The organism is Vicinamibacterales bacterium, from assembly GCA_035699745.1.
Taxonomy (GTDB): domain Bacteria; phylum Acidobacteriota; class Vicinamibacteria; order Vicinamibacterales; family 2-12-FULL-66-21; genus JAICSD01.
Map to the genome: position 1 here is coordinate 13,975 of DASSPH010000021.1, position 21,555 is coordinate 35,529.

Genomic DNA, 21,555 nt, shown 5'->3' on the forward strand with positions numbered 1-21,555 from the left:
CCGCGGGCCTTACTTTCGCAGCGTCCGGACGACCTTGCCGACCGGCTTGCCGTCCAGGCTGACTACCGCGCGCATCAGGTAGTCTCCGGGCGGCAGTGTGGCGATGGCGAAGCCGCCGAACGCGATCCGCATGTCTTCGGCGCGCCCCGGGCTGACGGTGGTCTGGGCGACGGCGAGCGCGTTGCCCTCCGCGGTCTGCGCGACGTCGAGATCGACCGTGACGCTGCCGCCCTTCGGCACGCCGTAGATCTCGATCATGCCGATGGCGATGGCTTCGCTGGCGAAATCGAGGCGCGGTGCGAACCCGCCGCCCTGCTGCTGCGTCCCGAGCACGAGCGCACTCAGTTTCAGCGGATCGGCGCGGGGGACCTCCGCCTTCAGTTCGTAGTCGGCGGTGCCGCCCCGGCCGGCGCCGTCGACGGCGGCGACCCGCATCCGATAGGTGCCGGCCGGAGCCGTGAGCGCCGCGAGCACCGGGCGCTTGGCGAGGTCGTTCTTCTCCGCCGACCACTGTTTCTTCAGGGTCCCCTTCTCGTCGAAGAGTCCGACGCTCGCCGCGGCGAGGCCGGCGTCCGCCTCGATGGCTTCGAACAGCGCCACCACCATGACGTCGTCGCCCGCCGGATTGCGCGAGGCGTAGGCGGCGGCGCGCAGCGGCAGGTCGTAGTGCGACGCGCCGGAGCGCAGCATGTCTTTCGGCGCCGGGGCCTTCGACGCGCCCTTGGGGATCTGGATCGAGGGCCGCGCCCGCAGCCTCACCTTGTCGCGGGTGGCGCGCATCTCGACGCGCATCGGCTGACCGCTGCGGTCGGACGCGTCCGGCTCGAACCCGGCGACATAGTAGGCGCTCGTCTCCCGAAGCAGCCGCGCGATCGACGGCTGCACGCTGCCGGTGAGGCGCGTGAACTCGGCGCCGGTGACGCCGGCGAGGCTCTCGAATCCGGCGTCCTGCGTCGACGAACGATTCACCATCCCTTCGGTGATGTGGAACAAGTAGAGATCGGCGCGGGCGGATCCGGCGAGATTGCCGATGTTCTGGAAGTCGTCAGGCAGGATCGGGCAGACGTCGTTGGTCGCCGCCGCGCTGTTCAGCGATCCGATGGCGATCTGCTTCACCTTCGGCGGGCTCATGCCGCCCGAGAAGATCACGATGGTCGTCGGCGTGCCGCCGGTGATCGCGAGCATCGATCCGAGCGCCGCGAGCACGCGCGTCGTCCGGCACTGGGCGTCGCTCTCGGTCTCGCCGGTGGGCGCGCGGCCGGTCAAGGCGTCGACCGCGAGCCGCACCTTCATCGGATCCGCGCCGGGACGCATGTTCAGCTGTCCCTGCGGCGTGAGGACGCCGATGCGATCCGCCGGCCCCATCTCCGACGCGATCAGCCGCACCGCCTCGCGCACCTGCGCTTCGCGCCCGGGGGAGATCGAATCGTCGTCGATGAGGATGTGGATGGTGCGGCCGTTCACGCCGACGGCGTTGGTGGCATAGGCCGGCGGCAGCGCGCCGCCGCCCCTGGTCTCGCCGCTCGCCCGAAACAGGCTCAGCGACTGCACGGTCCGCGCCTTGCCGTTCACCTTCAGCGAGATCTCGTCGGGCTTGAGGTCAACGACCGGGACGCCGTCCTCGCCGAGCGCACGGAAGTCGAGCTTCGCGGTGCCCGCCGCCTGCGCCGCGGCGTTCGCGGGCAGCAGGGCGACGACCGCGCCGGCGATCAGCGAGCGGGCGATTCGCAGCGCCCGACCGCCTCCGCGCGGCCGGCGGACGTCATCCCGCCGGCTCACCGCATCCCGCCCTGCGGCTGCGAAGTCGACGTGGAGGCCGGCTTCTTCTTGAAGAGCGGCGCGACGTCGCGCCTGCCGCGCTCCTGATACGGCACGCCGCGATCCATCCAGTCGGGACGCGGCTTGCCGAGCAGGTAGTGATCGAAGAACTCGTCCATGTGCACGGTCCAGTACTTCATGTTGCTGCGGTCGCGGAGGCCGTGCCGCTCACCGTTGAAGGTGAACATGTAGGCCTCCTTTCCGAGCCGCCGCATCGCGCTGATCCACTCGATCCCCTGCTCCCACGGCACCGCGTCGTCTTCGTCGTTGTGAATCGTGAGGTACGGCGTCTGCACTTTCTTGACCCAGAAGATGGGAGAGTTCTCGATGAACTGCAGCGGCGCATCCCACGGCGGCGCGCCGATGCGCGACTGCGTCTTCTCGTACTGGAACGCGCGCGACATCCCGGTGCCCCAGCGGATGCCGCCGTAGGCGCTGATCATGTTGGAGACCGATGCGCCCGCTTCCACCGCGGCGAACAGGTTCGTCTTCGTCACCAGATAGGTGATCTGGTAGCCGCCCCACGAGTGCCCCTGAATGCCGACGCGCTTCGGATCGATGAACCCCATCGCCAGCACGGTGTTGACCGCCGGAATGACGCACTTCTCGGCGCTCTGCCCCGGATACCCGGTCTCGTAGACGATGTCGGGCCGCAGGACGACGTAGCCGTTGCTGACGTAGCGCGGAATGTTGATGCTGGTGCCGACGTTCGGCGCGGAGTAGCTGTGCAGCCCCTGGGTCAGCTCTTCGTAGATGTAGACCATCAGCGGGTACTTCTTCGCCGGATCGAAGTTCTCCGGCCTGGTCAGGATCGCGCGCAGCTGCTTGCCGTCGGCGTTGACGTACTCGATCAGCTCCGAGCGCCCCATGATGTAGTTCGCCTGCTGCGGGTTGACGTCCGACACCTTCTTCATGTCCTTGAACGTGGTGTCGCTGACCCACAGATCGGGGAACTCCTCGGTGCGCGACAGCGTGAAGGCGACGGTGTCGGCCTTGGCGGCCTTGGCCAGCGGGCCGAACGACTTGTCGAGCATCACGACTTTCTCCGGCGCCGCGGTCGTCGTCAGGCTGCTGATGCGGTAATAGCCGGAGGCGCGGGTACGCTCGTTGACCGTGGACAGCAGCAGCGGCTTGTTCGCCGGCACCGCCTGCTCCTCGGGGTCGAGCGGGCGATAGCGGAAGACCAGCTCCTGCCTGCGTCCTTCGCCGCCGGTGACCAGCCGCGCGCCGGACCCGTCCGGCTTCACTTCCCAGATGTCGTACTTGTCGTAGAGAAGGACCGACTTGTCGTCCGCCGTCCAGCCGCCGGTGCCATAGGCGCCGGGCAGGTCGGGGGTGTTGTTCTCCTGCTGGAACCTGGCCTGGATCTTCTCGGTGAGGTTGACGCGCGCGCCGTCGGCGGCGCGGTAGGTCAGCCAGTGGCCGGTCTTCTCGTCGAAGTGCAGCACGTACTTGCCCGCCGGCGACAGCGTCGCGGCGTTGCCCCAGTGCTCCAGCACCTTCTTCGGCCGGCCGGTCTTCACGTCGAGCAGGTAGATGTCGCTGTAGGACTGATCCCACGACATCTCCTGCCGGTACGGCAGGTCCGACGTGCCGAGGAGCTGCGCCGGATCGTCGCCGACGCTGACGTTCGGCAGCTCGTTGGTGGCAAGCTGGACGAATCGCTTGTCGGCGAGATGGACGACCGCGCGATAGGCGCGCTCGCGCTCCTGCTGTTCCCGGATGCGCTGCATCGGCTGGGTCCACGGATCCTTGTGGCTCCAGATGTCGACCTTCACCGGCTCCGGCGTCTTCTCGTTCGGATCGCGCGGTGCCGGCGGCGGATCGCCGGTGCCGAGATACAGCCGCGCCCCGTCCTTCGAGAACCGCGGCGCGGCGAACTCGCTGACGACCATCCCTTTCAACATGCCCGCGGTGGACGCGGACACGAGTTCCGCGGCGGAGGCGCCGGCTCCCTGCCCGGCGCCCGCCGACGCCGGAACCTTCCAGTAGTAGAGGCGATACGGCGAGACCTTCTGCGCGTAGTCGGCCTGATCGCTGAGGAACGCGAGCTGCGTCCCGGCTTCGTCGAAGACGAGGCTCTTGTAGTGACCGCGCCCGGTGAGCAGCGTGCGCAGCGTGCCATCGGCGGTGCGGCGCGCGAACGCGCCGTCCTTCGCCGCGTCGCTGGACGACACCGCATACGCGATCCAGTCGCCGTTGCGGTTCCACTCGTACTCGCTCACCTCGGCGATCGTCACTTCGTCGCCGGTGGTCAGACTACGGATGATCAGATCGGCGCCCGGATCTTTCCGCTTCGCGCCTGGCGCGCCCGCCGCGCCCTGCGCAGCTCCCGCGCCCCGCGCACCCGGCGCGCCTCCCGCACCTCCGCGTCCCGCCGCGCCGCCGCGTCCGGCGCCGCGTCCGCCGCCGCCGTTACCACCGAGCCCTTTGTGATACGCCACCCACGTCGACGATTTCTCGGGCAGGCTGAAGCTGCCGACCTTCTCGAACGTCTTGACCTGTCCGTCCGCCAGCGTGAGGATGCCCATCCCGGTGCGCGGCTCGCGGGCGCGCCCGTTGCCCCGCCCCGCCTGCCCTGCGCCTGGAGAAGAGGCGCGTCCGCTCTGGCCTTCACCGCCAGGCGTCTCCGCGGCGGCCGCCGCGGCCTCGCGCTCCTCGTCGGCGCGCGGCTGCGCGATCGTGAAGACCACGAATTTCGCATCCGGCGTGAACGCCGGCGACGTGCCGCGCGCGTGCCGGAACTCCTGGCCGCTGCGGAGGTTCCGCACGATCAGCTCGCCGTCGTCGCCAGGCGCGGTGGTCGCATACGCGAGCCACTGCCCGTCGTCCGACAGCCGCGTGCCCTGGATCGATTTCCAGGAATCCACCACGTCGTAGGTGAGGGGACGCTTGGCCGAGGCCGGCGGCTGCCCCTCGACGCTCGGCGCAGCGCCGAGCCGGTCGAGGGGTTGTGCGGTGAGCGACCATTGCAGCGCGAGCAGCGCGCCCGCAAGCGTGAGAGCCGTCCGGCCATGCAGCCGCAGACGCATGAGAACCTCCTGAAGACAAGCCCGGAAGCGACGAAGCGCGGTCATTTTACGCCAGGGCGCGCCGGGTCAGGGTGCGCCGCGGCCGTATTTCTTCAGCAGCGCGCGCAGTGCGTCGATGGGAATGGCGCGAACGGTGCGGCCTCCGCCGGTGACGTCGGTGGCCTTCAGCAGCGAGTTGTCGAGCGCCTCTTCCGTCGCGTCGAGAACTGCCTCGAACAGCCCCGACACCGCATCGGTTGGCAGGACGGTCCGGCTCTGCGGCGCCGTCCCGCCGGCGACGCGCTGCGACGGGTGGGTCGAGAACGCGATGGCGAAGTCGCCGCTGCCATTCGAGTAGGTGGAACCGGTCCGCGCCATCGCGAAAATCGCGCGCGCCGCCAGCCGCTGCAGGTTCCGCGCGTCGAGCGGCGCATCCGTGGCGACGACGATCATGCACGAGCCGTCGGCATCGGGCGATCGGGCGATCGGGTGATCGGGCGATCGGCCCGGCCGTTCCGCGCGCGGCGTGAGTTCCTTCCACACCGGCACCCCATCGATGACCAGCTTGCCGCCGTAGTTGCTCTGCACCAGCACGCCGACGGTCCAGCTTCCGCCGGCGCCGCTCCCCTGCGGCACCACGCGCGACGACGTGCCGATGCCGCCCTTCCAGCCGAACGCAATCGTGCCGGCGCCGGCGCCCACGGCCCCCTCGTCGACGGCGCCCCCCTTCGCATTCGCGACCGCCGCCGTGACGTGCTCGCGGGTCACGTGCTGGCCGCGAATGTCGTTCAGGCCGCCGTCGTTGGTTTCGCCGACCAGCGCGTTGACCGATCGCACGTTCTCGTTGCCGGACTGGCTCGTCGTCCAGCGCACGACGGCATCGACGGCGGTTCCGACCGACAGCGTGTTGGTGAGCACGATCGGCGATTCGATGGTGCCCAGCTCCTGCACCTGCGTCGACCCGGCGAGCTTGCCGAACGCGTTGCCGACGAACACCGCGCCGGCGACCTTGTCCTGAAAGAGGTTGCCGCCGTGCGGCAGGATCGCGGTGACGCCGGTGCGGACCGATTCACCCTGAACGATCGTGACGTGGCCGACGCGGACGCCCTCGACGTCGGTGATCGCGTTGAGCGGCCCCGGCGAGAGGGAGCCGGGGGCGATGCCGAGGTCACGGGCGCGCGGCCTGTCTGGTTGCTGAAACACGGCGAACATGCCGACTGCCACCATGATGGAAAGCCAGCGCATTGGGGCTGCATTCTACTGCTGTCCCGCTTAATCGAAGGAGTCGAAGGACGGCGAAGGAGCCGAAGGAGCCTCCCGCCGGCGTTCGAAGGAATCGAAGGTCGAAGGGCGAAGGAGTCGAAGGTTCGGGTTACTTCCTCGGGAAATCGGGATGGAAGATGCGCTTGATTCCGTGTCGGAGGACGGCGGCGTTGAAGTTCATCAGTAGCCCAACCATGATTCCGGAGAGACTCAGGTAGGTTCTTACCTGAGCGAAATGAATCGGCTCCAGGCTCGCGACCGACTTGATCTCGATCAGCAGTTTGTCCTCCACGACCAGGTCGATGATGTAGGCGCGGGGAACGACCTTGCCTTCGTACTCGACGTTCAGCGGCCGTTCGAAATCAACCTTGAGCCCTTCCTTCTCGAGCGCCCACAACATCGGCAGGTGATAGGCGTTCTCGAGGAGACCGCAACCGAATTTCCGGTGCACCCCGATTCCCACGCCGATGACCTTTTCCGATAACCCGCCGGTTCCATCATCGATCAGCATGCCGATCGACGATGCAAGATCAGATGCCTGCGGAATTGCGCCTGTTTTCGCAAGACGGCTACAGGGAATTCAAATTACTGCGATACCGCGACAGCGTCCAGATCGCAGAAAGCTCCTTCGCCCCCTTCGCCCGTCGACCGTTCCCCTTCGACGCTTCGCCCTTCGATTCTTCGCCCTTCGACCTTCGAACCTTCGACGACGAAGCCGCCGTTCCTTCGAGCTCCTTCGCCTCCTTCGCCTCCTTCGAAGCTTCGATTAAGAGGACAGGTCGTACTGCACCAGAGTGAGATCGACGCCGACGAGCAGTTGACCGGCGTAGATGAAGCCGGGGGTGTTGGCGAGTGTCCGGCCCCCGAACCGCAAGTCTTGCCGCACCTGACGCATATGGCGCGTTCTGACGGGCTGGCGCGGCCGGAAGTTCCTTCCGGTAAACGTTTTTCGCGGTACAGTCGTTCAGGTACACAACCATTTCTCTGTCAGATCGAATGCCACGCCAATTGCCGAAAACTCTCGTCTTTTCGCTACTTTGTCTCTCCTTCCTGGCCTGTTCGGGCGAGAAGGCCGACACCGGAGGCAGCCCCGCGGCGGCCCAGGCGCCGGGGGGTGGAGCGCCGCCGGCGGGCGGCCGCGCCGGGGGCCGGAGGGGCGGGGGCGGGCCGGTGCCCGTCGTCACCGTAAAGGCGCAGGCGAAATCGGTTCCCGTCAACATTCCGGCGGTGGGCACCGTGGAGCCGGTGACAACCGTCCAGGTGCGGGCGCAGGTCACCGGGCAGCTCAGCGCGGTGCACTTCTCCGAGGGGCAGGACGTCAGGAAAGGGCAGCTCCTCTTCACCATCGATCCCCGGCCGTTCGAGACCGCGCTGCAGCAGGCCGAAGCGGTGCTCGCGCGGGACAGCGCGACGGCGAGGAATGCGGCGCAGCAGAAGGAGCGCTACGAGGATCTGTTCAAGCGCGGATTGATTCCGCGCGACCAGTACGAAACACAGACGGCGAGCGCCGCCGCCCTGCAGGCGACGCTCGAAGCGGATCGCGCCGCCGTCGACAACGCCAAACTGAACCTGAACTACACGCGGATCGCCGCGCCGATGTCCGGTCGCACCGGCGCGCTCGGCATTCACGTCGGTGATCTCGTCCGCGCCAACGACACGACCCCGCTCGTCGTGATCAACCAGGTATCGCCGATCTACGTGTCGTTCTCGGTGCCCGGCCGCTATCTCGGCGAGATCCGCCGTTTCCAGGCGCAGAAGCCGCTCGCGGTCGAAGCGCGGGGCCAGGCGCCGCTCGCGCCCGGCGCCCAGGCGCCGCCGCCGCCGACGCCGGCGCCGTTCGGCCAGGAGGTCGCGCCGGGCCAGGGCGCCACCATGCCGGTCAAGCCCGGTCTGGTGGAGCAGGGCCGCGTCACCTTCATCGACAACACGGTCGACGCCGCGACGGGGACGATCAAGATGAAGGCGACGTTCGACAACCGCGACCAGGGGTTGTGGCCGGGCCTGTTCGTGCAGGTCACGCTCAGCCTCACCGCCGAAGACAACGTCATCGTCGTTCCCGCCGCGGCGGTCCAGCCGTCCGCATCGGGGCAGTTCGTCTACGTCATCAAGCCGGATCGGACCGCGGAAGTGCGGCCGGTCGCGGTCGCCCGCCAGTTCGGCGAGGAGATGATCATCGCCCGCGGCCTTGCCGCCGGCGAGGAAGTCGTCACGGACGGCCAGTTGCGGCTGACGCCCGGAGCGCAGGTCTCGATCGCGCAGCGCGGCGGCGGCCCGAATCCCGAGGAGGGGGTTCCGGATCGCGCGCGCGGCGGCCGCCGCGGGCAGGGCCCGGGACAGAGACGGGGCGGGGACTCACAATGAACATCGCCGAAGCCTTCATCAAGCGGCCCGTCGCGACTACGCTGCTCGTCCTGACGATTCTCATTTTCGGCGTGATGGGCTACGTGCGGCTGCCGGTCGCGGACCTTCCGACCGTCGACTTTCCCGTCATCAACGTGAACGCGAACCTGCCGGGCGCCAACCCGAGCACGATGGCCTCGTCGATCGCGACCCCGCTCGAGAAACAGTTCGCGACCATTTCCGGCATTACCGCCATCAGCTCGCGGAGCAGCCAGGGCAACACCAACATCTCGCTGACGTTCGATCTGGACCGCGACATCGACGCCGCCGCGCAGGACGTGCAGACGGCGATCTCGAGATCGTCGCGCAACCTGCCGGAAGGCATGCCGTCGCCGCCGTCGTACAACAAGAGCAACCCGACCGACTTTCCGGTGCTGTTCCTGACGCTGGCGTCGGAGACGCTGCCACTGGCGCAGGTCAACCGCTACGCCGAAACGGTCCTGGCGCAGCGGCTGTCGATGGTGAGCGGCGTGGCGCAGGTCAACGTCTTCGGCGCCCAGAAGTACGCGGTGCGGATCGATCTCGATCCGACGCAGCTGGCGGCGCGGCAGATCGGCATCGACGAGGTGTCGCGCGCGGTGAACGGCTCGAACGTCAACCGGCCGACCGGCACCCTCTACGGCCCCAACCGCAACTACGTCGTGCAGTCGACCGGGCAGCTGCTGTCGGCGGACCAGTACCGGCCGATCGTCGTCGCCTACCGCAACGGCAACCCGGTGCGGCTCGAGGAAGTGGCGCGCGTCTACGACGGGGTCGAGAACCCGCGGAACGCGAGCTGGTACAACGGCAAGCCGGCGCTCTACCTCGGAATCCAGCGTCAGCCCGGCACCAACACGGTCGAAGTCGTCGACCGTGTCAAGGCACTGCTGCCCGAGCTGCAGGCGCAGCTGCCCGGATCGGTTCAGCTCTTCATCCGCAGCGACCGCTCGCTCTCGATCCGCGAGTCGGTCCACGACGTGAAGCTCACGCTCGGGCTCACCGTGTTTCTCGTCGTCCTGGTCATCTTCCTGTTCCTGCGGAATGTGTCGGCGACGATCATCCCCAGCCTCGCGCTGCCGTTCTCGATCATCGGCACCTTCGCGGTCATGTGGTCGCTCGACTACAGCCTCAACAACCTGACGCTGATGGCGCTGACGCTGTCGGTCGGGTTCGTCGTCGACGACGCCATCGTCATGCTGGAGAACATCGTCCGGCACATGGAGATGGGGAAGACCCGGATGCAGGCGGCGCTCGACGGGTCGAAGGAGATCGCCTTCACGATCGTGTCGATGACGGTGTCGCTCGCCGCCGTGTTCATTCCGATCCTCTTCATGGGCGGCATCGTCGGCCGGCTGATGGAGGAATTCGCGGTCACCATCGGCGTCGCGATTCTGATCTCCGGCCTGGTCTCGCTGACGCTGACGCCGATGCTGTGCAGCCGCTTCCTGAAGCCGCTCCACGCCGGGCATCACGGGCGGATGTACAACGCGATCGAGCGGATCTTCGACGCGTCGCTGAGGAGCTACGCCTGGTCGTTGCGGCAGACCATCCGCTTCAGGAGCGCGACGATGTTCGTCTCGGGCCTGCTGGTGCTCGGCACCGTCTACCTGTTCGACGTCGTGCCGAAGGGCTTCATCCCCAGCGTCGACACCGGCCAGATCAACGGCAGCGTCGAGTTCGCCCAGGGCGTCGGCTACGAGTCCACGGTGGTCCGCATGGGCCAGCTGATGGACATCCTGAAGAGCGACCCGAATGTGGCGGCGTTCACCGCCGACTCGGGCGGCGGCCGCATGAACGTCGACCTCAAGCCGCGGCAGGAGCGCGACAGGACGGCGGACCAGATCATCGAGGAGCTGCGTCCGAAGCTGAACCGCGTCCCCGGCGTCCGCGTCACGCTCACCAATCCGCCGGCGATCCGTATCGGCGGCGGTCCGGGGGGAGGACGCGGCGGCGGCGGCGCGTATCAAATCGCGCTGCAGAATCCCGACACCGAGGAGCTGTATCGCGTGGCGCCGGAGTTCGAGGCGAACCTGCGCGAGATCGCCGGCCTGCAGGACGTCACCTCGGACCTGCAGCTGCGCACGCCCCAGTTGAGCGTCGATCTCGATCGCGAGCAGATCGCGGCGCTCGGGCTGACGGTCGATCAGGTGCAATCGGCGCTGTCGTCGGCGTACAGCTCGCGGCAGATTTCACAGATCTACGCGCCCGACGACGAGTATCAGGTATTGATGCAGGTGTCCCCCGAGTTCCAGCAGGATCCGGCGGCGCTCTCGATGCTCTACGTCCAGGGCGCCGGCGGGCGGTTGATTCCGCTGTCGGCGGTCGTCACCACGCGCCAGACCGTCGGTCCGCAATCGATCAACCACATCGGCCAGTTGCCGTCGGTCACGCTGTCGTTCAACCTGCAGCCGGGCGTCGCGCTCGGCGACGCGCTGGGGCGCGTGCAGCAGATGGCGCGCGAGACGCTGCCGGCCAGCGTCACCGCGACGCCGCAGGGCACCGCGCAGGCGTTCGAGGAATCGATGCGCGGCCTCGGCTGGATTCTCGCGCTGGCGATCTTCGTCATCTACGTCGTGCTGGGGATCCTGTACGAGAGCTTCATCCATCCGCTCACGATTCTCTCGGGTCTGCCGGCGGCCGGCTTCGGCGCGCTGCTGACGCTGCTGCTGTTCAAGGCGGACCTCGACATCTACGCCTTCGTCGGCGTCATCATGCTGGTCGGTCTGGTCAAGAAGAACGGCATCATGATGATCGACTTCGCGATCGAGTCGCGCAAGGAGAAGGAGATCTCCGCGGCGGACGCGATCTACGAAGCCTGCCTGGTGCGCTTCCGCCCGATCATGATGACGACGATGGCGGCGCTGCTCGGCACGCTGCCGATCGCGCTCGGCTGGGGGGCCGGCGGCGAATCGCGCCGTCCGCTGGGCCTCGCCGTGGTCGGCGGCCTGCTCGTCTCGCAGACCCTGACGCTCTACATCACGCCGGTCTTCTACATCTACATGGAGAAGATCCAGGAGTGGCTGACGCGCCGCAGGACCGCGAAGCAGCCGGTGCTGGAAGGCGCCGGCGCCGCGGCGAAGTAGAGCCGCTATCCGCCGGTCGCGCCGAATCCGCCGCGCGATCCCTCGCGCAGGTCCGACTCGCTCTCGTTCCACTGCGCGCGCATCACCGGGATGAACAGCCCCTGGGCGATGCGATCCCCTTTGCTCACCCGCACCGTTTCGCGCGTGAAGTTCAGCACCTGGATCTTCACTTCGTCGGCCGGCCCGCAATAATCCTCGTCGACGACGCCGACGCCGTTGGCGACGAGGAGGCCGCGCTTCAGCGGCGTGCTGCTGCGCGCGAAGATGCCGAGGAAGTGCCCGGCCGGGGCGCGGATCACGAGGCCGGTGGGAATCAGCGCGATGGCATTCGGCGGGACGTCGACGTCGCGGCTTGCCGCGAGGTCGAAGCCGGCGGCGCCGGGCGACTGGTATCCGGGAAGCGGAACGGACGGATCGAGACGGCGGATGCTGACGGGAATCATCAGCCGCCACTCTATCGCAGTCGATAGAGCCGGATGCCGCCGGGGTGGATCGCCATCAGCTCGAAATCCGGGCGCTTCTCGAGCACCGGCAGCACTGCCATGTGATCGCGGTGGAACGCCTCGAGGTGGACGACCACGTGCGTCACCCCCGCCTTCTTCATCGCGTCGATCGCCCAGTCCTGCGGAAAGTACCAGAACGCGTCCGCGTACTGCTGGTAGGTGTCCGGCGTGTAGCCGCTGTACCCGTTCATCAGCGGCCGCCAGTGCGCCGTCGATGCGAGCACGTAGTGGGAGTTCTGGAAGATCGCCCAGCGCGGGAAGAACGGCTGTTCGGCGAGGACCACGCGTCCGGGTTCGTCGGCGAGCAGCTTGTAGATGCCGGGGATGCCCTTGAACGGCGTGTAGGTGAACGGCGCCCGCATCGCCTCGGCGTTGACCAGGAGGACCGCGACCACCGCGATCCACGTCCGTGGTTTCCACAACGCGAGCCCGATCCCGCCAAGCATCGCCATCGCGAGCAGGAAGAGGTTGCCGAATCGTGCCGCGGCCCGCAGGCCCTGCATCGGCGGGAAGACGTGGAACAGCCAGCCGTAGAGCGGCGTGGCGGTGCCGAGCGAGAGCACCACGCCGGCCGCGCCGATCGCCATCAGCATCAGGATGCGGGCGCGAAGCGCCGCGCCGAGGCCCCGACGCGGCGAAGGCGGGCGCGTGAACGCCGCAATCACCCCGATGATCGCCAGCACGACGAGCGTCACGCCGGGGAAGAAGCTGTCGACGTCGTTCTGGAAGAAGCGCTGGCTCCAGGTGGAGAAGTGGATGCGCCCCGCGCTGGCGAGGTAGCCGAGCGGCGTGGCGGAATATTCGTGAATGAGATCGAGCGAGCGCACCATGTGCTGCTCGCGGGCGGCGCGGCGATAGGGCAGGTAGATCGGGAGGACGGCAATCGCGGTGACGACCGCTCCGGCGGCGAGGGCGGGCAGGACCGCCCGCGCCCGCGGCAGCCATTCGGCGGCGCGAACCGAGAGCGCAACGCCGAGCGCCACGCAGGCGAAGACCACCAGGTAGCCCGAGGTGTAGGCCATCAGCGTCATCGCCGCGGCCAGCCCCAGCGCAGCGCGGTATGAACCGCCCGCGATCGCGCGATCCATCGCCAGCAGCGCCAGCGGCAGACCGTAGATGTGAATGCCCTGGATGTGCGCCAGCCGCGTGAGCGTGTGCGTGTTGAACGCGAACGCCGATCCGGCGAGCAGGCCCGCCGCCATGCTGCCGGTCCATGCCTCGACGGTCACGCAGGCGGCGAAGGCGGTGAGGGCGAAGCCGAGGATCAGGATGAGGTTGTGGACCAGGACCGGCGACGCGCCCGTCCACGCCAGCGGCGCTCCCATCAGCGCCGGCGCGATCAACGGCTCGGAAAAGGCGAGCGCGTCGTGCGCCGGATAGAAGATGTTCGCTTCGAAGAGGTTCGCGGGATCGCGCGGCAGCTGGTGCGCGACCCACGCCATGATCCAGGCGTTCAGCTCCGCGTCGGCATTGTGGTTCAGGGAATGCCGGCCGGGCGCCAGCGCCATCGGCCAGGTGTGCGCCACGGCGAGTAGCAGACAGAGGACGAATGCCGCGGAGCGGCGCGAGCGGAGCATCCCGGAGGCCGATTATACGCAGGCCTTCCGCTGGTCCGGGAAATGCAAGAGCCCCCGATGTCTCTGGAGGTTCCGTTATGCGTTCAGCTCTCATCGCCGCGGTCTCAGCCGCAGCGCTCCTCGTCGCCGCCGCGTCGCCGTCGGCCCAGTCGAATATGGCGAAACCAGAAAAGTTCACCGCGTTCGCCGTCGACATCAGCAACACCGCGCCTCGCGCGAATGCCTCGGTGGTCGACATCCAGATCAACCGCTGGTCGACCGACGCCGAGCGCGACCAGCTGCTGCAGGTCTTTCGCGAGAAGGGACAGGACGGGCTGCTCGCCGCGCTGCAGAAGCTGCCGGTGGTCGGCGGAATCCGCACGCCCGGGTCGCTCAACTACGACATTCACTTCGCGCGGCAGCGTCCCGGCGCGGACGGCGGACGCGAGATCTTCCTGATGACCGATCGCTACATCGGCGCCTGGGAGGCCATGAACCGTCCGCGGACGATCGACTATCCGTTCACGCTGATCCAGCTGCAGCTGGACAAGGCGGGCCGCGGCGTCGGCAAGGCGTCGATCGCCACTCAGATCACCCAGGATCCGGACGGGACGATCGTGCTCGAGAATTTCTCGTCGCAGCCGGTGATGCTCAATGATGTGAGGCCGGTGAAGTAGGCGGGGGGCGAGGTTCGAGGATCGAGGTTCGAGGATCGAGGGTCGAGGGTCGAGGGTCGAGGGTCGAGGGTCGAGGTTCGGTAGAATCGGAGCGTGGCTCCGCTGATTATCGGCGTCGCTGGAGGATCCGGTTCGGGGAAGACGACCGTCGTTCGTCGCATCCTCGAGGCGCTGGGGGACTCTCGGGTGCCGGTCCTCGAGCACGATCGCTATTACCGCGACCGTAACGATCTCCGGCTCGAGGAGCGGGCGTCGCTGAACTACGACCACCCGGATTCGCTGGAGACGGACCTGATGGTCCGCCACGTTCACGACCTGCGCGCCGGACGGCCGGTCGAGGTGCCGGTCTACGACTTCGCCCGGCACGCGCGCGTCGAGCAGACGGAGACCATCGCCCCCGGCCGCGCGCTGATCGTGGAAGGCATCCTGATCTACACGGACCCGGCGCTCAGAAAGGTGATGGACGTGAAGGTCTTCGTCGATACCGACGACGACATCCGCTTCATCCGCCGCCTGCAGCGCGACCTGGCCGAACGCGGGCGAACCGTGCAATCGGTGATCGACCAGTATCTCGGGACAGTCAAGCCGATGCACCTGGAGTTCGTCGAGCCGAGCAAGCGCTACGCCGACATCATCATCCCGCAGGGCGGCCACAACGCCGTCGCGATCGAGATGCTGTTGCGGCTGATCCGCGGCCTCGCCTCCGAGCCCCGCTGACCCGCCCCTCGCCCCTCGCCGCTCGAACCTCGAACCTCGCCCCTCGCTACTCGGCCTTCAACGCAACCATCGGATCGATCGTAGCGGCCCGTCGCGCCGGCAGGTAACCGGCGAGCAGCGCCGATCCGATCAGCACCGCCGCGAAGCCGGCGAGCACCCGCACATCCCCGGACGCAATGCCGAGCAGCGCCGACTCCAGCACGCGGCTCAGCGCCAGCGACAGCCCGATCCCGATCGCCGCGCCGATGACCGTCAGCCGCAGCGCCTGCCCGACGGTGAGCCGGATGATGTTGCGCGGCGTCGCCCCCAGCGCGATGCGCAGGCCGATCTCGTGCCGGCGCTGCGCCACCAGGTAGGCGATCACCGCGTAGAGGCCCACCGCCGCGAGGAACAGCGCCAGCGTGCCGAACACGGTCATGATCGCGGACAGGTACTGGAGTCCGATCGTTCGTTCGTGCAGCACCTGGCGCATCGCGGCCATCTCGAACACCGGCTGCGCCGGGTCGACGCGGAGCAGCGCCTGCCGGACCGCGCCCGCCACGCTCATCGGATCCCCGGCGGTGCGCGCGGCAATGCCGAAATAGTCGATCGGGACCTGCGCGATCGGCCGGTAGATCGTCGGCACGTTCCGCCGGTTGAACCAGTCCTGGATGACGTCGCCGGAGACGCCGACGACGGTCAGCCATGCGCCGGTCCGCGCGCGCTGCGGACCGTAACGGACGCGCAGCCGCCGTCCGATCGGATCCTCCCCCGGCCAGAACTTCGCCGCCATCGACTCGCTGACGATGGCCACCGGCGCGGCGCCATCGCGATCGGCGTCGGTGAAGGGGCGGCCGCGCGTCACCGGGATGGCCATCGTCTCGAAGTGGCGCCCGCTGACGAGCCGGTTGTCGACGGTCGGCAGGTTGCGGGGATCCTCCGCGGGACGGCCGTCGATCTCGATGGCGGCCGAGGAATTCGATCCGCTCGCCGGCAGCGCGTTCGCGACCGTCACCGCCTCCACGCCGGGCACCGCCGCGACGGCGTCGATCGCGCGCTCGACGAACCGCCGCTTCGCCCCGTCGTCGGGGTAGGTCCGCTCGGGCAGGAGCAGTTTCATCGTCAGCAGGCCGTCCGGGTCGTAGCCCTGCGGACCGTAGAGCAGCCGCTTGGTGCCGAGCACGCCCAGGCCTGCGGCCACGAGCAGCGGCAGCGCGATCGACAGCTCGGCGATCACGATCGCCCGGCGGAGCAGTTGCCGGCCGGTCGCGGTGCGTCCGCCTTCCTTCAGCGCGTCCGAGACTCGCGCGTGCGCGGCCTGCAGCGCCGGCAGGATGCCGAAGATGCACGCCGTCAGCAGGGCGAGCCCCAGGGTGAAGGCGAGCAGCCGCAGGTCCGGGCCGAGCGTTTCGAATCCCGGCACGAAGCGCAGGATCCGCGCCGGCATCGCGATCCGCATCAGGTACAGGCAGATCCAGGCGAACCCGAGCGCCGGCGGCACGGCGAGCAGCGAGAGCAGCATGCTCTCGGTCAGCAGTTCGCGGACGATTCGCGTCCGGCTCGCGCCGAGCGCCAGCCGCACCGCGATCTCCCGGCGCCGCTCCGCGGCGCGCGCGAGCATCAGGTTGGCGATGTTGGCGCACGCGATCAGCAGCACGACGAACGCGGATGCCTGCCACAGCGACAGCATCGGCCCCGAGCCTTCGTCCAGCATCCCCTGCGTCAGCGTGTAGAGGCGCACCCCGTGGTCGCGGTTCGCCTCGGGATAGTCGCGTGCGAGCCGCGCCGCGATCACCTTCATCTGCGTATCGACCGCCTCGAACGTCATGCCCGGTCGAACCCGGCCGATCACGGTGAGGTAGCGGCTGTCGCGCCTTGGCGCCTCCTTCGGATCGAAGGCCAACGGCGCCCACACTTCCGCGCCGTCGGGAAAGCCGAAGCGCGGCGGCGCGACGCCGACGATCTGGTGCGGATCGCCGTCGATCAGCATGCTCCTGCCGAGGACCGCGGGATCGCCGTCGAAGCGGCGCTTCCACAGCGCGTCGCTGAGGACGACGACGTGATGGCGGCCGAAGGTTTCGTCGTCACGAACGAAACCGCGGCCGAGCGCGGGGCGGACGCCCAGCGCGTCGAAGAACTCCGCGGAGACCTGCGCCCCCTGCAGCCGCTCCGGGTCGTCCCGCTCGACGACGTTGGCGTCCCACCAGACCATCGCGGTCATGTGCGTGACGGTGTCGGCGGAGCGGCGCCAGTCGAGGAAGTTGGCCGGCGAGGTCGTCTCGCGCCGGTACTGCAGCCGCGGCCCGGTCTCGGCGATCATCACGACGTTGTCGGGGTCGATCGCCGGGAACGGCCGCAGCACGAGACGATCGATCAGGTTGAAGATCGCCGCATTGGCGCCGAGTCCGAGGGCCAGGGTCGCCGCGACCGTCAGCGTCAGCAGCGGCCGCTTGAACAGCGCGCGCCAGGCGTGGGTGACGTCCTTGATGAAGATGCGCATGAAGCCTCTCGGGCGTTCCCCCGCCCCGGGCAAACCGGCGCTACCGCCGGGGCTGCTTTGCGACCCGCTGCACCTCGTCGAGGACGCGGAGCAGGTTGCCGCTCCACAGCTTCTCGATCTGCGCTTCGGTGTAGCCGCGGCGGACGAGCTCCACGGTGACGTTGAACGTTTCGTCCGCGCCGTTCCAGCCGTCCACGCCGCCGCCGCCGTCGAAGTCCGACGAGATGCCGACGTGGTCGATGCCGATCAGTTTCACGGCGTAATCGATGTGGTCGACGAAGTCCTTCACCGTGGCGCGCGCGGGGGGCGGGAACTTCGCGTTGATATCGGCGAGCCTGGCCTGCAGCGCCGCGCGTTGTTCGTCGGTCAACGCCGCCAGGGCGCCGCCGCGGCCCGGGGCGGCTGCCGCACCGCGCCCGCCCTGAGGCGTGGCGCACGGATTTGCCGCGCTTCCGGCGCCGCGCCCGGCTCCGCGGCCGCCGCCGCCGAGCGGCGTGTTCTCCGGGAGCGCGAACTCCTTCCGCAGTCCGGCCAGCGCGGCGGCGCGCTCCGGTGAATCGGCCGCCACCTTCACGTAGCTGTTGAACGCCACGGTCTGCATGACGCCGCCGTTCTTCTTCAGCGCCAGCAGCTGCTCGTCGTCGAGGTTGCGGCTGTGATTCGCGAGCTTGCGCACCGAGGAGTGCGAGGCGATGATCGGCGCTTTGGTCAGCGCCAGCGTCTGCATCATCGACTCCTTCGAGGGATGCGACACGTCGATCATGATGCCGACGCGGTTCAGCTCCGCGATCGCCTGCCGGCCCAGCGGAGAGAGGCCGTTCCACTTCCAGCCCTGCGTCTCGCCGGTGTTCGAGTCCGACAACTGACTGTGGCCGTTGTGGGCGAGCGACAGATAGCGCGCGCCGCGATCGTGGAACTCCTTGATGCGCCCCAGGTCCTCACCCAGCGAATAGCCGTTCTCGACGCCGATGAAGGCGACCTTCCGTCCCGACTGGTAGATCCGCCGCGCATCCGCGGAGGTCAAGGCCAGGCCGATCTTGTCGGGCGCGATCTGTTCGGTCAGCCGGTGGATCGCGTCGAACTTCTCGATCGCCTGGCGGTAGGCGCTGGCGTAGCCCTCGGGGGTCAGCTCTCCCTGTCCGACGTAGACGATGAAGAACGCGGCGTCGAGGCCGCCCTTGATCATCTTCGGCAGGTTGACCTGGTTGCCGAGGTCCTGCGTGTAGTTGCACTCCCTGGTGAAGTTCGACGCGTTGATGTCGGCGTGGGTGTCGAGCGTCATCACCCGCTCGTGGATCGCCCGTGCCTTCGCCGTCAGGGCATCGTCCTGCGCCGCCAGCCCGGCCGACGCGAGAGACGCGGCCAGCGCCGCCGCCCAGAGCCCTTTGGACCAGTGCCTCATCCGTTCCTCCGTTCGCCGAATGATAGCGCTAGAATTCGACGCATGCGTTACCGGCTCCGGATCAATGGAACGGACCGCGAGGTGGAGGCCGAGCCCGGCGACAACCTGCTCGCCCTCCTGCGCGGCGACTTCGGCCTCACCGGGAGCAAATTCGGCTGCGGCGAAGGGCAGTGCGGCGCGTGCACCGTGCTGCTCGACGGCGCTGCCGCACGCTCCTGCGTCACGCGCGTGGCGTCGATCGGCGCCAAGGCGATCACCACCATCGAAGGGCTGGCGCCGGCGGGAGGATCGGGCGGCACGCTTCACCCCGTCCAGCAGGCGTTCCTCGAGACGGAGGCCTTTCAATGCGGCTACTGCACGTCCGGGATGATCATGGCGGCGGCCGGTCTGCTGAAGACGAATCCGCGCCCGAGCGAACAGGACATCGCGCGTCTGATGGATCGCAACGTCTGCCGGTGCGGGGAGTATCCGCGGATCGTCAAGGCGGTGAGGCTCGCCGCCGAGCGGGTGCGCGCATGATCGACGACGAACTCGAGGTCGAGCGCTACGAGCTGAGCGAATCGCGGCGCTACGTGTTCGCGCTGGAGCGCCGCACTTTCATCAAGCTGTTCGGCGGCGGACTGGCGGTGATGGTCGCCTCCGACGCGCTGGCGCAGCAGGAATCGGGGCGCGCCCGCCCGCAGGGCCGCGCCGACGTGCCGCAGGTGGCCGCATGGATTCACATCGACGAGGCCGGCCGCGTCCGTGTCTGCACCGGCAAGACGGAGATCGGCCAGAACATCCGCACCTCGCTGGCGCAGACGGTGGCCGATGAACTGCGCGTCCCGCTGGCCGCGATCGAGATGGTCATGGCCGACACGTCGCGCGTGCCGTTCGATCAGGGGACGTTCGGTTCGCTGAGCACGCCGCGCATGGCGCCGCAGCTCGCGCGAGCCGCGGCGACGGCGCGCGAACTGCTGATCGATCAGGCGGCGGCCCGGCTGCAGCTCGATCGCTCATTGCTGAACGCGCGCGACGGCCGGGTCGTCGCGCCCGACGGCCGCACGCTCGCGTACGCGGACGTGACGAAGGGGCAGGCGCTCGCCGGGACCATCCCCGCCGCCCCTCCGATCGAGCCGCGCGCGAAGTGGAACGTGCGCGGCACGCCGGTGAAGAAGGTGAACGGCGCCGACTTCGTCACCGGCCGGCATCAGTTCACGCCGGACATGACGCGGCCCGGCATGTTGTACGGCCGCGTCGTGCGGCCCGACGGTTACGGCGGCACCGTGGCGGCGATCGACGATGCCCGCGCCCGCGCCATGCCGGGCGTCACGGTGATCCGCGATGGCGAATTCATCGGCGTGGTGGCGCCGAACGAGCGCGCCGCGGCGCGGGCGGCGGGCGCCGTGGCCGTGACCTGGAAGGTGCCGGACGGCCAGCCGTCGTCCGAGACCATCTATGACTATCTGAAGACGCAGGTCGAGCGCAGCGTGCCGGCGGCGGTCGAGACGCTCGCAATGCCGCAGGGGGCCCGCGTCTTCGCGGCGACGTATCGCGTTCCCTACATCGCGCACGTGCCGCTCGAGCCGCGCGCGGCGGTCGCCGAATGGCAAGGGGAATCGCTGACGGTGTGGACGGGGACGCAGCGGCCGTTCGGCGTGCGCACCGAGCTCGCCGAAGCGTTCAGGATTCCCGAAGCGCGCGTGCGCGTGATCGTGCCCGACACGGGATCGGCGTACGGCGGCAAACACACCGGCGAGGCGGCGATCGAGGCGGCGCGTCTCGCGAAGGCGGCCGGCGCGCCGGTGAAGCTGGTGTGGACGCGCGGCGAGGAGTTCAGCTGGGCCTACTTCCGGCCCGCCGGCGTGATCGACATCAAGAGCGCAGTCGGCGCCGACGGCCGCATCCTCGCCTGGGCGTTCGACAACTGGAACTCGGGGAACGCCGGCATCCAGACGCCGTACGACATCGCGTCGAAATCGATCGTGTTCCATCCGTCGCGGACGCCGCTGCGGCAGGGATCGTACCGGGCGCTGGCGGCGACCGCCAATCATTACGCGCGCGAGATGCACATGGACGAGATGGCGCGCGCGCTCGGCATCGATCCGCTCGACTTCCGCCTGCGCCATCTGAACGACGAGCGGATGCGCGCGGTCCTCACGGCCGTGGCCGTCAGGATCGGCTGGCGCAGACGCGCCGCCTCGGGCAGCGTGCTGATCCCGCGCGAGGAGCGGGACGCGGCCGCGCGCGGTCGAGCGCTCGGCATCGCATGCGGCACCGAGAAAGGGGGCTACGTCGCGACCGCGGCGGACGTGTCGCGGCTGGGCGACGGGTTCAAGGTCGATCGCCTGGTCGTCGCCTTCGAGTGCGGCGCCATCGTCAATCCCGACGGGCTCCTGCATCAGGTGGAAGGGGCGGTCGTCCAGGCGCTCGGCGGCGCGCTGTTCGAGGCGGTGGACTTCGCCGACGGACGGCTGCGCAACGGCAGCATGGAGCAGTATCGCGTTCCCCGGTTCAAGGACGTGCCGCGTATCGAAACGCTGCTCATCGACCGTCCCGACCTGCCGTCGGCGGGCGCCGGCGAAGCGCCGCTCATCGCCGTCGCGCCGGCGATCGGCTCGGCCGTCCGCGCATTCGGGCGAGTGGACACGGCGCTTCCCGTGCGGCTGCTGACGTAGCGGGATCGCG

General features: G+C 68.8%; 14 protein-coding genes. 6 read left to right on the plus strand and 8 right to left on the minus strand.

What is annotated here, in order from left to right; genetic code table 11:
- Positions 1 to 9 precede the first annotated feature (9 nt).
- From VFK57_04020 to VFK57_04035, 4 genes are all read right to left on the minus strand, one after another.
- Positions 10 to 1,779, minus strand: coding sequence for a hypothetical protein (locus VFK57_04020; protein ID HET7694850.1), 1,770 nt, complete (start codon positions 1,777 to 1,779; stop codon positions 10 to 12).
- Complete coding sequence (locus VFK57_04025) at positions 1,776 to 4,850, minus strand: prolyl oligopeptidase family serine peptidase (protein ID HET7694851.1); 3,075 nt, start codon at positions 4,848 to 4,850, stop codon at positions 1,776 to 1,778. The genes VFK57_04020 and VFK57_04025 overlap by 4 nt, the downstream gene beginning before the upstream one ends.
- A gap of 66 nt (positions 4,851 to 4,916) precedes the next feature.
- A complete protein-coding gene (locus VFK57_04030; GenBank protein ID HET7694852.1) occupies positions 4,917 to 6,074 on the minus strand; it encodes a P1 family peptidase in 1,158 nt (385 codons plus the stop codon).
- Between the two features lie 127 nt (positions 6,075 to 6,201).
- Positions 6,202 to 6,603, minus strand: coding sequence for a GxxExxY protein (locus VFK57_04035; protein ID HET7694853.1), 402 nt, complete (start codon positions 6,601 to 6,603; stop codon positions 6,202 to 6,204).
- A 659-nt stretch (positions 6,604 to 7,262) separates the two neighbouring features.
- Here VFK57_04035 and VFK57_04040 point away from each other — a divergent pair.
- Positions 7,263 to 8,453, plus strand: coding sequence for an efflux RND transporter periplasmic adaptor subunit (locus tag VFK57_04040; protein HET7694854.1), 1,191 nt, complete (start codon positions 7,263 to 7,265; stop codon positions 8,451 to 8,453).
- On the plus strand, positions 8,450 to 11,554 hold the full coding sequence (locus VFK57_04045) for an efflux RND transporter permease subunit (GenBank protein HET7694855.1): 3,105 nt from the start codon (positions 8,450 to 8,452) through the stop codon (positions 11,552 to 11,554). Before VFK57_04040 ends, VFK57_04045 begins: the two co-directional genes overlap by 4 nt.
- Before the next feature lie 5 nt (positions 11,555 to 11,559).
- Here VFK57_04045 and dut read toward each other — a convergent pair whose 3' ends face one another.
- The gene (dut, locus tag VFK57_04050; protein HET7694856.1) at positions 11,560 to 11,997 is read right to left on the minus strand and encodes a dUTP diphosphatase; all 438 of its coding nucleotides are present in this window, start codon (positions 11,995 to 11,997) and stop codon (positions 11,560 to 11,562) included.
- Positions 11,998 to 12,008: 11 nt separating this feature from the next.
- Positions 12,009 to 13,634: a hypothetical protein gene (locus VFK57_04055; GenBank protein ID HET7694857.1), complete on the minus strand. Its 1,626-nt coding sequence runs from the start codon at positions 13,632 to 13,634 to the stop codon at positions 12,009 to 12,011.
- Positions 13,635 to 13,711: 77 nt separating this feature from the next.
- Between VFK57_04055 and VFK57_04060 the strand changes: the two genes are divergently transcribed.
- Together VFK57_04060 and udk are read left to right on the plus strand one after the other, a co-directional pair.
- The gene (locus VFK57_04060; protein ID HET7694858.1) at positions 13,712 to 14,290 is read left to right on the plus strand and encodes a hypothetical protein; all 579 of its coding nucleotides are present in this window, start codon (positions 13,712 to 13,714) and stop codon (positions 14,288 to 14,290) included.
- A 93-nt stretch (positions 14,291 to 14,383) separates the two neighbouring features.
- On the plus strand, positions 14,384 to 15,007 hold the full coding sequence (gene udk / locus VFK57_04065; protein HET7694859.1) for a uridine kinase: 624 nt from the start codon (positions 14,384 to 14,386) through the stop codon (positions 15,005 to 15,007).
- Between the two features lie 46 nt (positions 15,008 to 15,053).
- Here the strand turns inward: udk and VFK57_04070 are convergent, their stop codons facing one another.
- Positions 15,054 to 17,486: an ABC transporter permease gene (locus tag VFK57_04070; GenBank protein ID HET7694860.1), complete on the minus strand. Its 2,433-nt coding sequence runs from the start codon at positions 17,484 to 17,486 to the stop codon at positions 15,054 to 15,056.
- Positions 17,487 to 17,526: 40 nt separating this feature from the next.
- Positions 17,527 to 18,888: a dipeptidase gene (locus tag VFK57_04075; protein ID HET7694861.1), complete on the minus strand. Its 1,362-nt coding sequence runs from the start codon at positions 18,886 to 18,888 to the stop codon at positions 17,527 to 17,529.
- Positions 18,889 to 18,930: 42 nt separating this feature from the next.
- On the opposite strand from VFK57_04075, the gene VFK57_04080 reads away from it, so the two are divergent.
- Positions 18,931 to 19,407 (plus strand): (2Fe-2S)-binding protein, encoded by a 477-nt coding sequence (locus tag VFK57_04080; GenBank protein HET7694862.1) that lies wholly within the window; start codon positions 18,931 to 18,933, stop codon positions 19,405 to 19,407.
- Positions 19,404 to 21,545 carry a molybdopterin cofactor-binding domain-containing protein gene (locus tag VFK57_04085; GenBank protein ID HET7694863.1) on the plus strand — a complete coding sequence of 714 codons (2,142 nt, stop codon included), beginning with the start codon at positions 19,404 to 19,406 and terminating at the stop codon, positions 21,543 to 21,545. Before VFK57_04080 ends, VFK57_04085 begins: the two co-directional genes overlap by 4 nt.
- Positions 21,546 to 21,555 lie beyond the last annotated feature (10 nt).

Bases quoted from the DNA above. Each gene is read 5' to 3' on its own strand.
- VFK57_04075 (HET7694861.1), bottom strand. From the start codon at position 18,888: ATGAGGCACTGGTCCAAAGGGCTCTGGGCGGCGGCGCTGGCCGCGTCT.
- VFK57_04035 (HET7694853.1), bottom strand. From the start codon at position 6,603: ATGCTGATCGATGATGGAACCGGCGGGTTATCGGAAAAGGTCATCGGC.
- VFK57_04060 (HET7694858.1), top strand. From the start codon at position 13,712: ATGCGTTCAGCTCTCATCGCCGCGGTCTCAGCCGCAGCGCTCCTCGTC.
- VFK57_04030 (HET7694852.1), bottom strand. From the start codon at position 6,074: ATGCGCTGGCTTTCCATCATGGTGGCAGTCGGCATGTTCGCCGTGTTT.
- VFK57_04025 (HET7694851.1), bottom strand. From the start codon at position 4,850: ATGCGTCTGCGGCTGCATGGCCGGACGGCTCTCACGCTTGCGGGCGCG.
- VFK57_04055 (HET7694857.1), bottom strand. From the start codon at position 13,634: ATGCTCCGCTCGCGCCGCTCCGCGGCATTCGTCCTCTGTCTGCTACTC.
- VFK57_04070 (HET7694860.1), bottom strand. From the start codon at position 17,486: ATGCGCATCTTCATCAAGGACGTCACCCACGCCTGGCGCGCGCTGTTC.
- dut (HET7694856.1), bottom strand. From the start codon at position 11,997: ATGATTCCCGTCAGCATCCGCCGTCTCGATCCGTCCGTTCCGCTTCCC.
- VFK57_04045 (HET7694855.1), top strand. From the start codon at position 8,450: ATGAACATCGCCGAAGCCTTCATCAAGCGGCCCGTCGCGACTACGCTG.
- VFK57_04080 (HET7694862.1), top strand. From the start codon at position 18,931: ATGCGTTACCGGCTCCGGATCAATGGAACGGACCGCGAGGTGGAGGCC.
- VFK57_04085 (HET7694863.1), top strand. From the start codon at position 19,404: ATGATCGACGACGAACTCGAGGTCGAGCGCTACGAGCTGAGCGAATCG.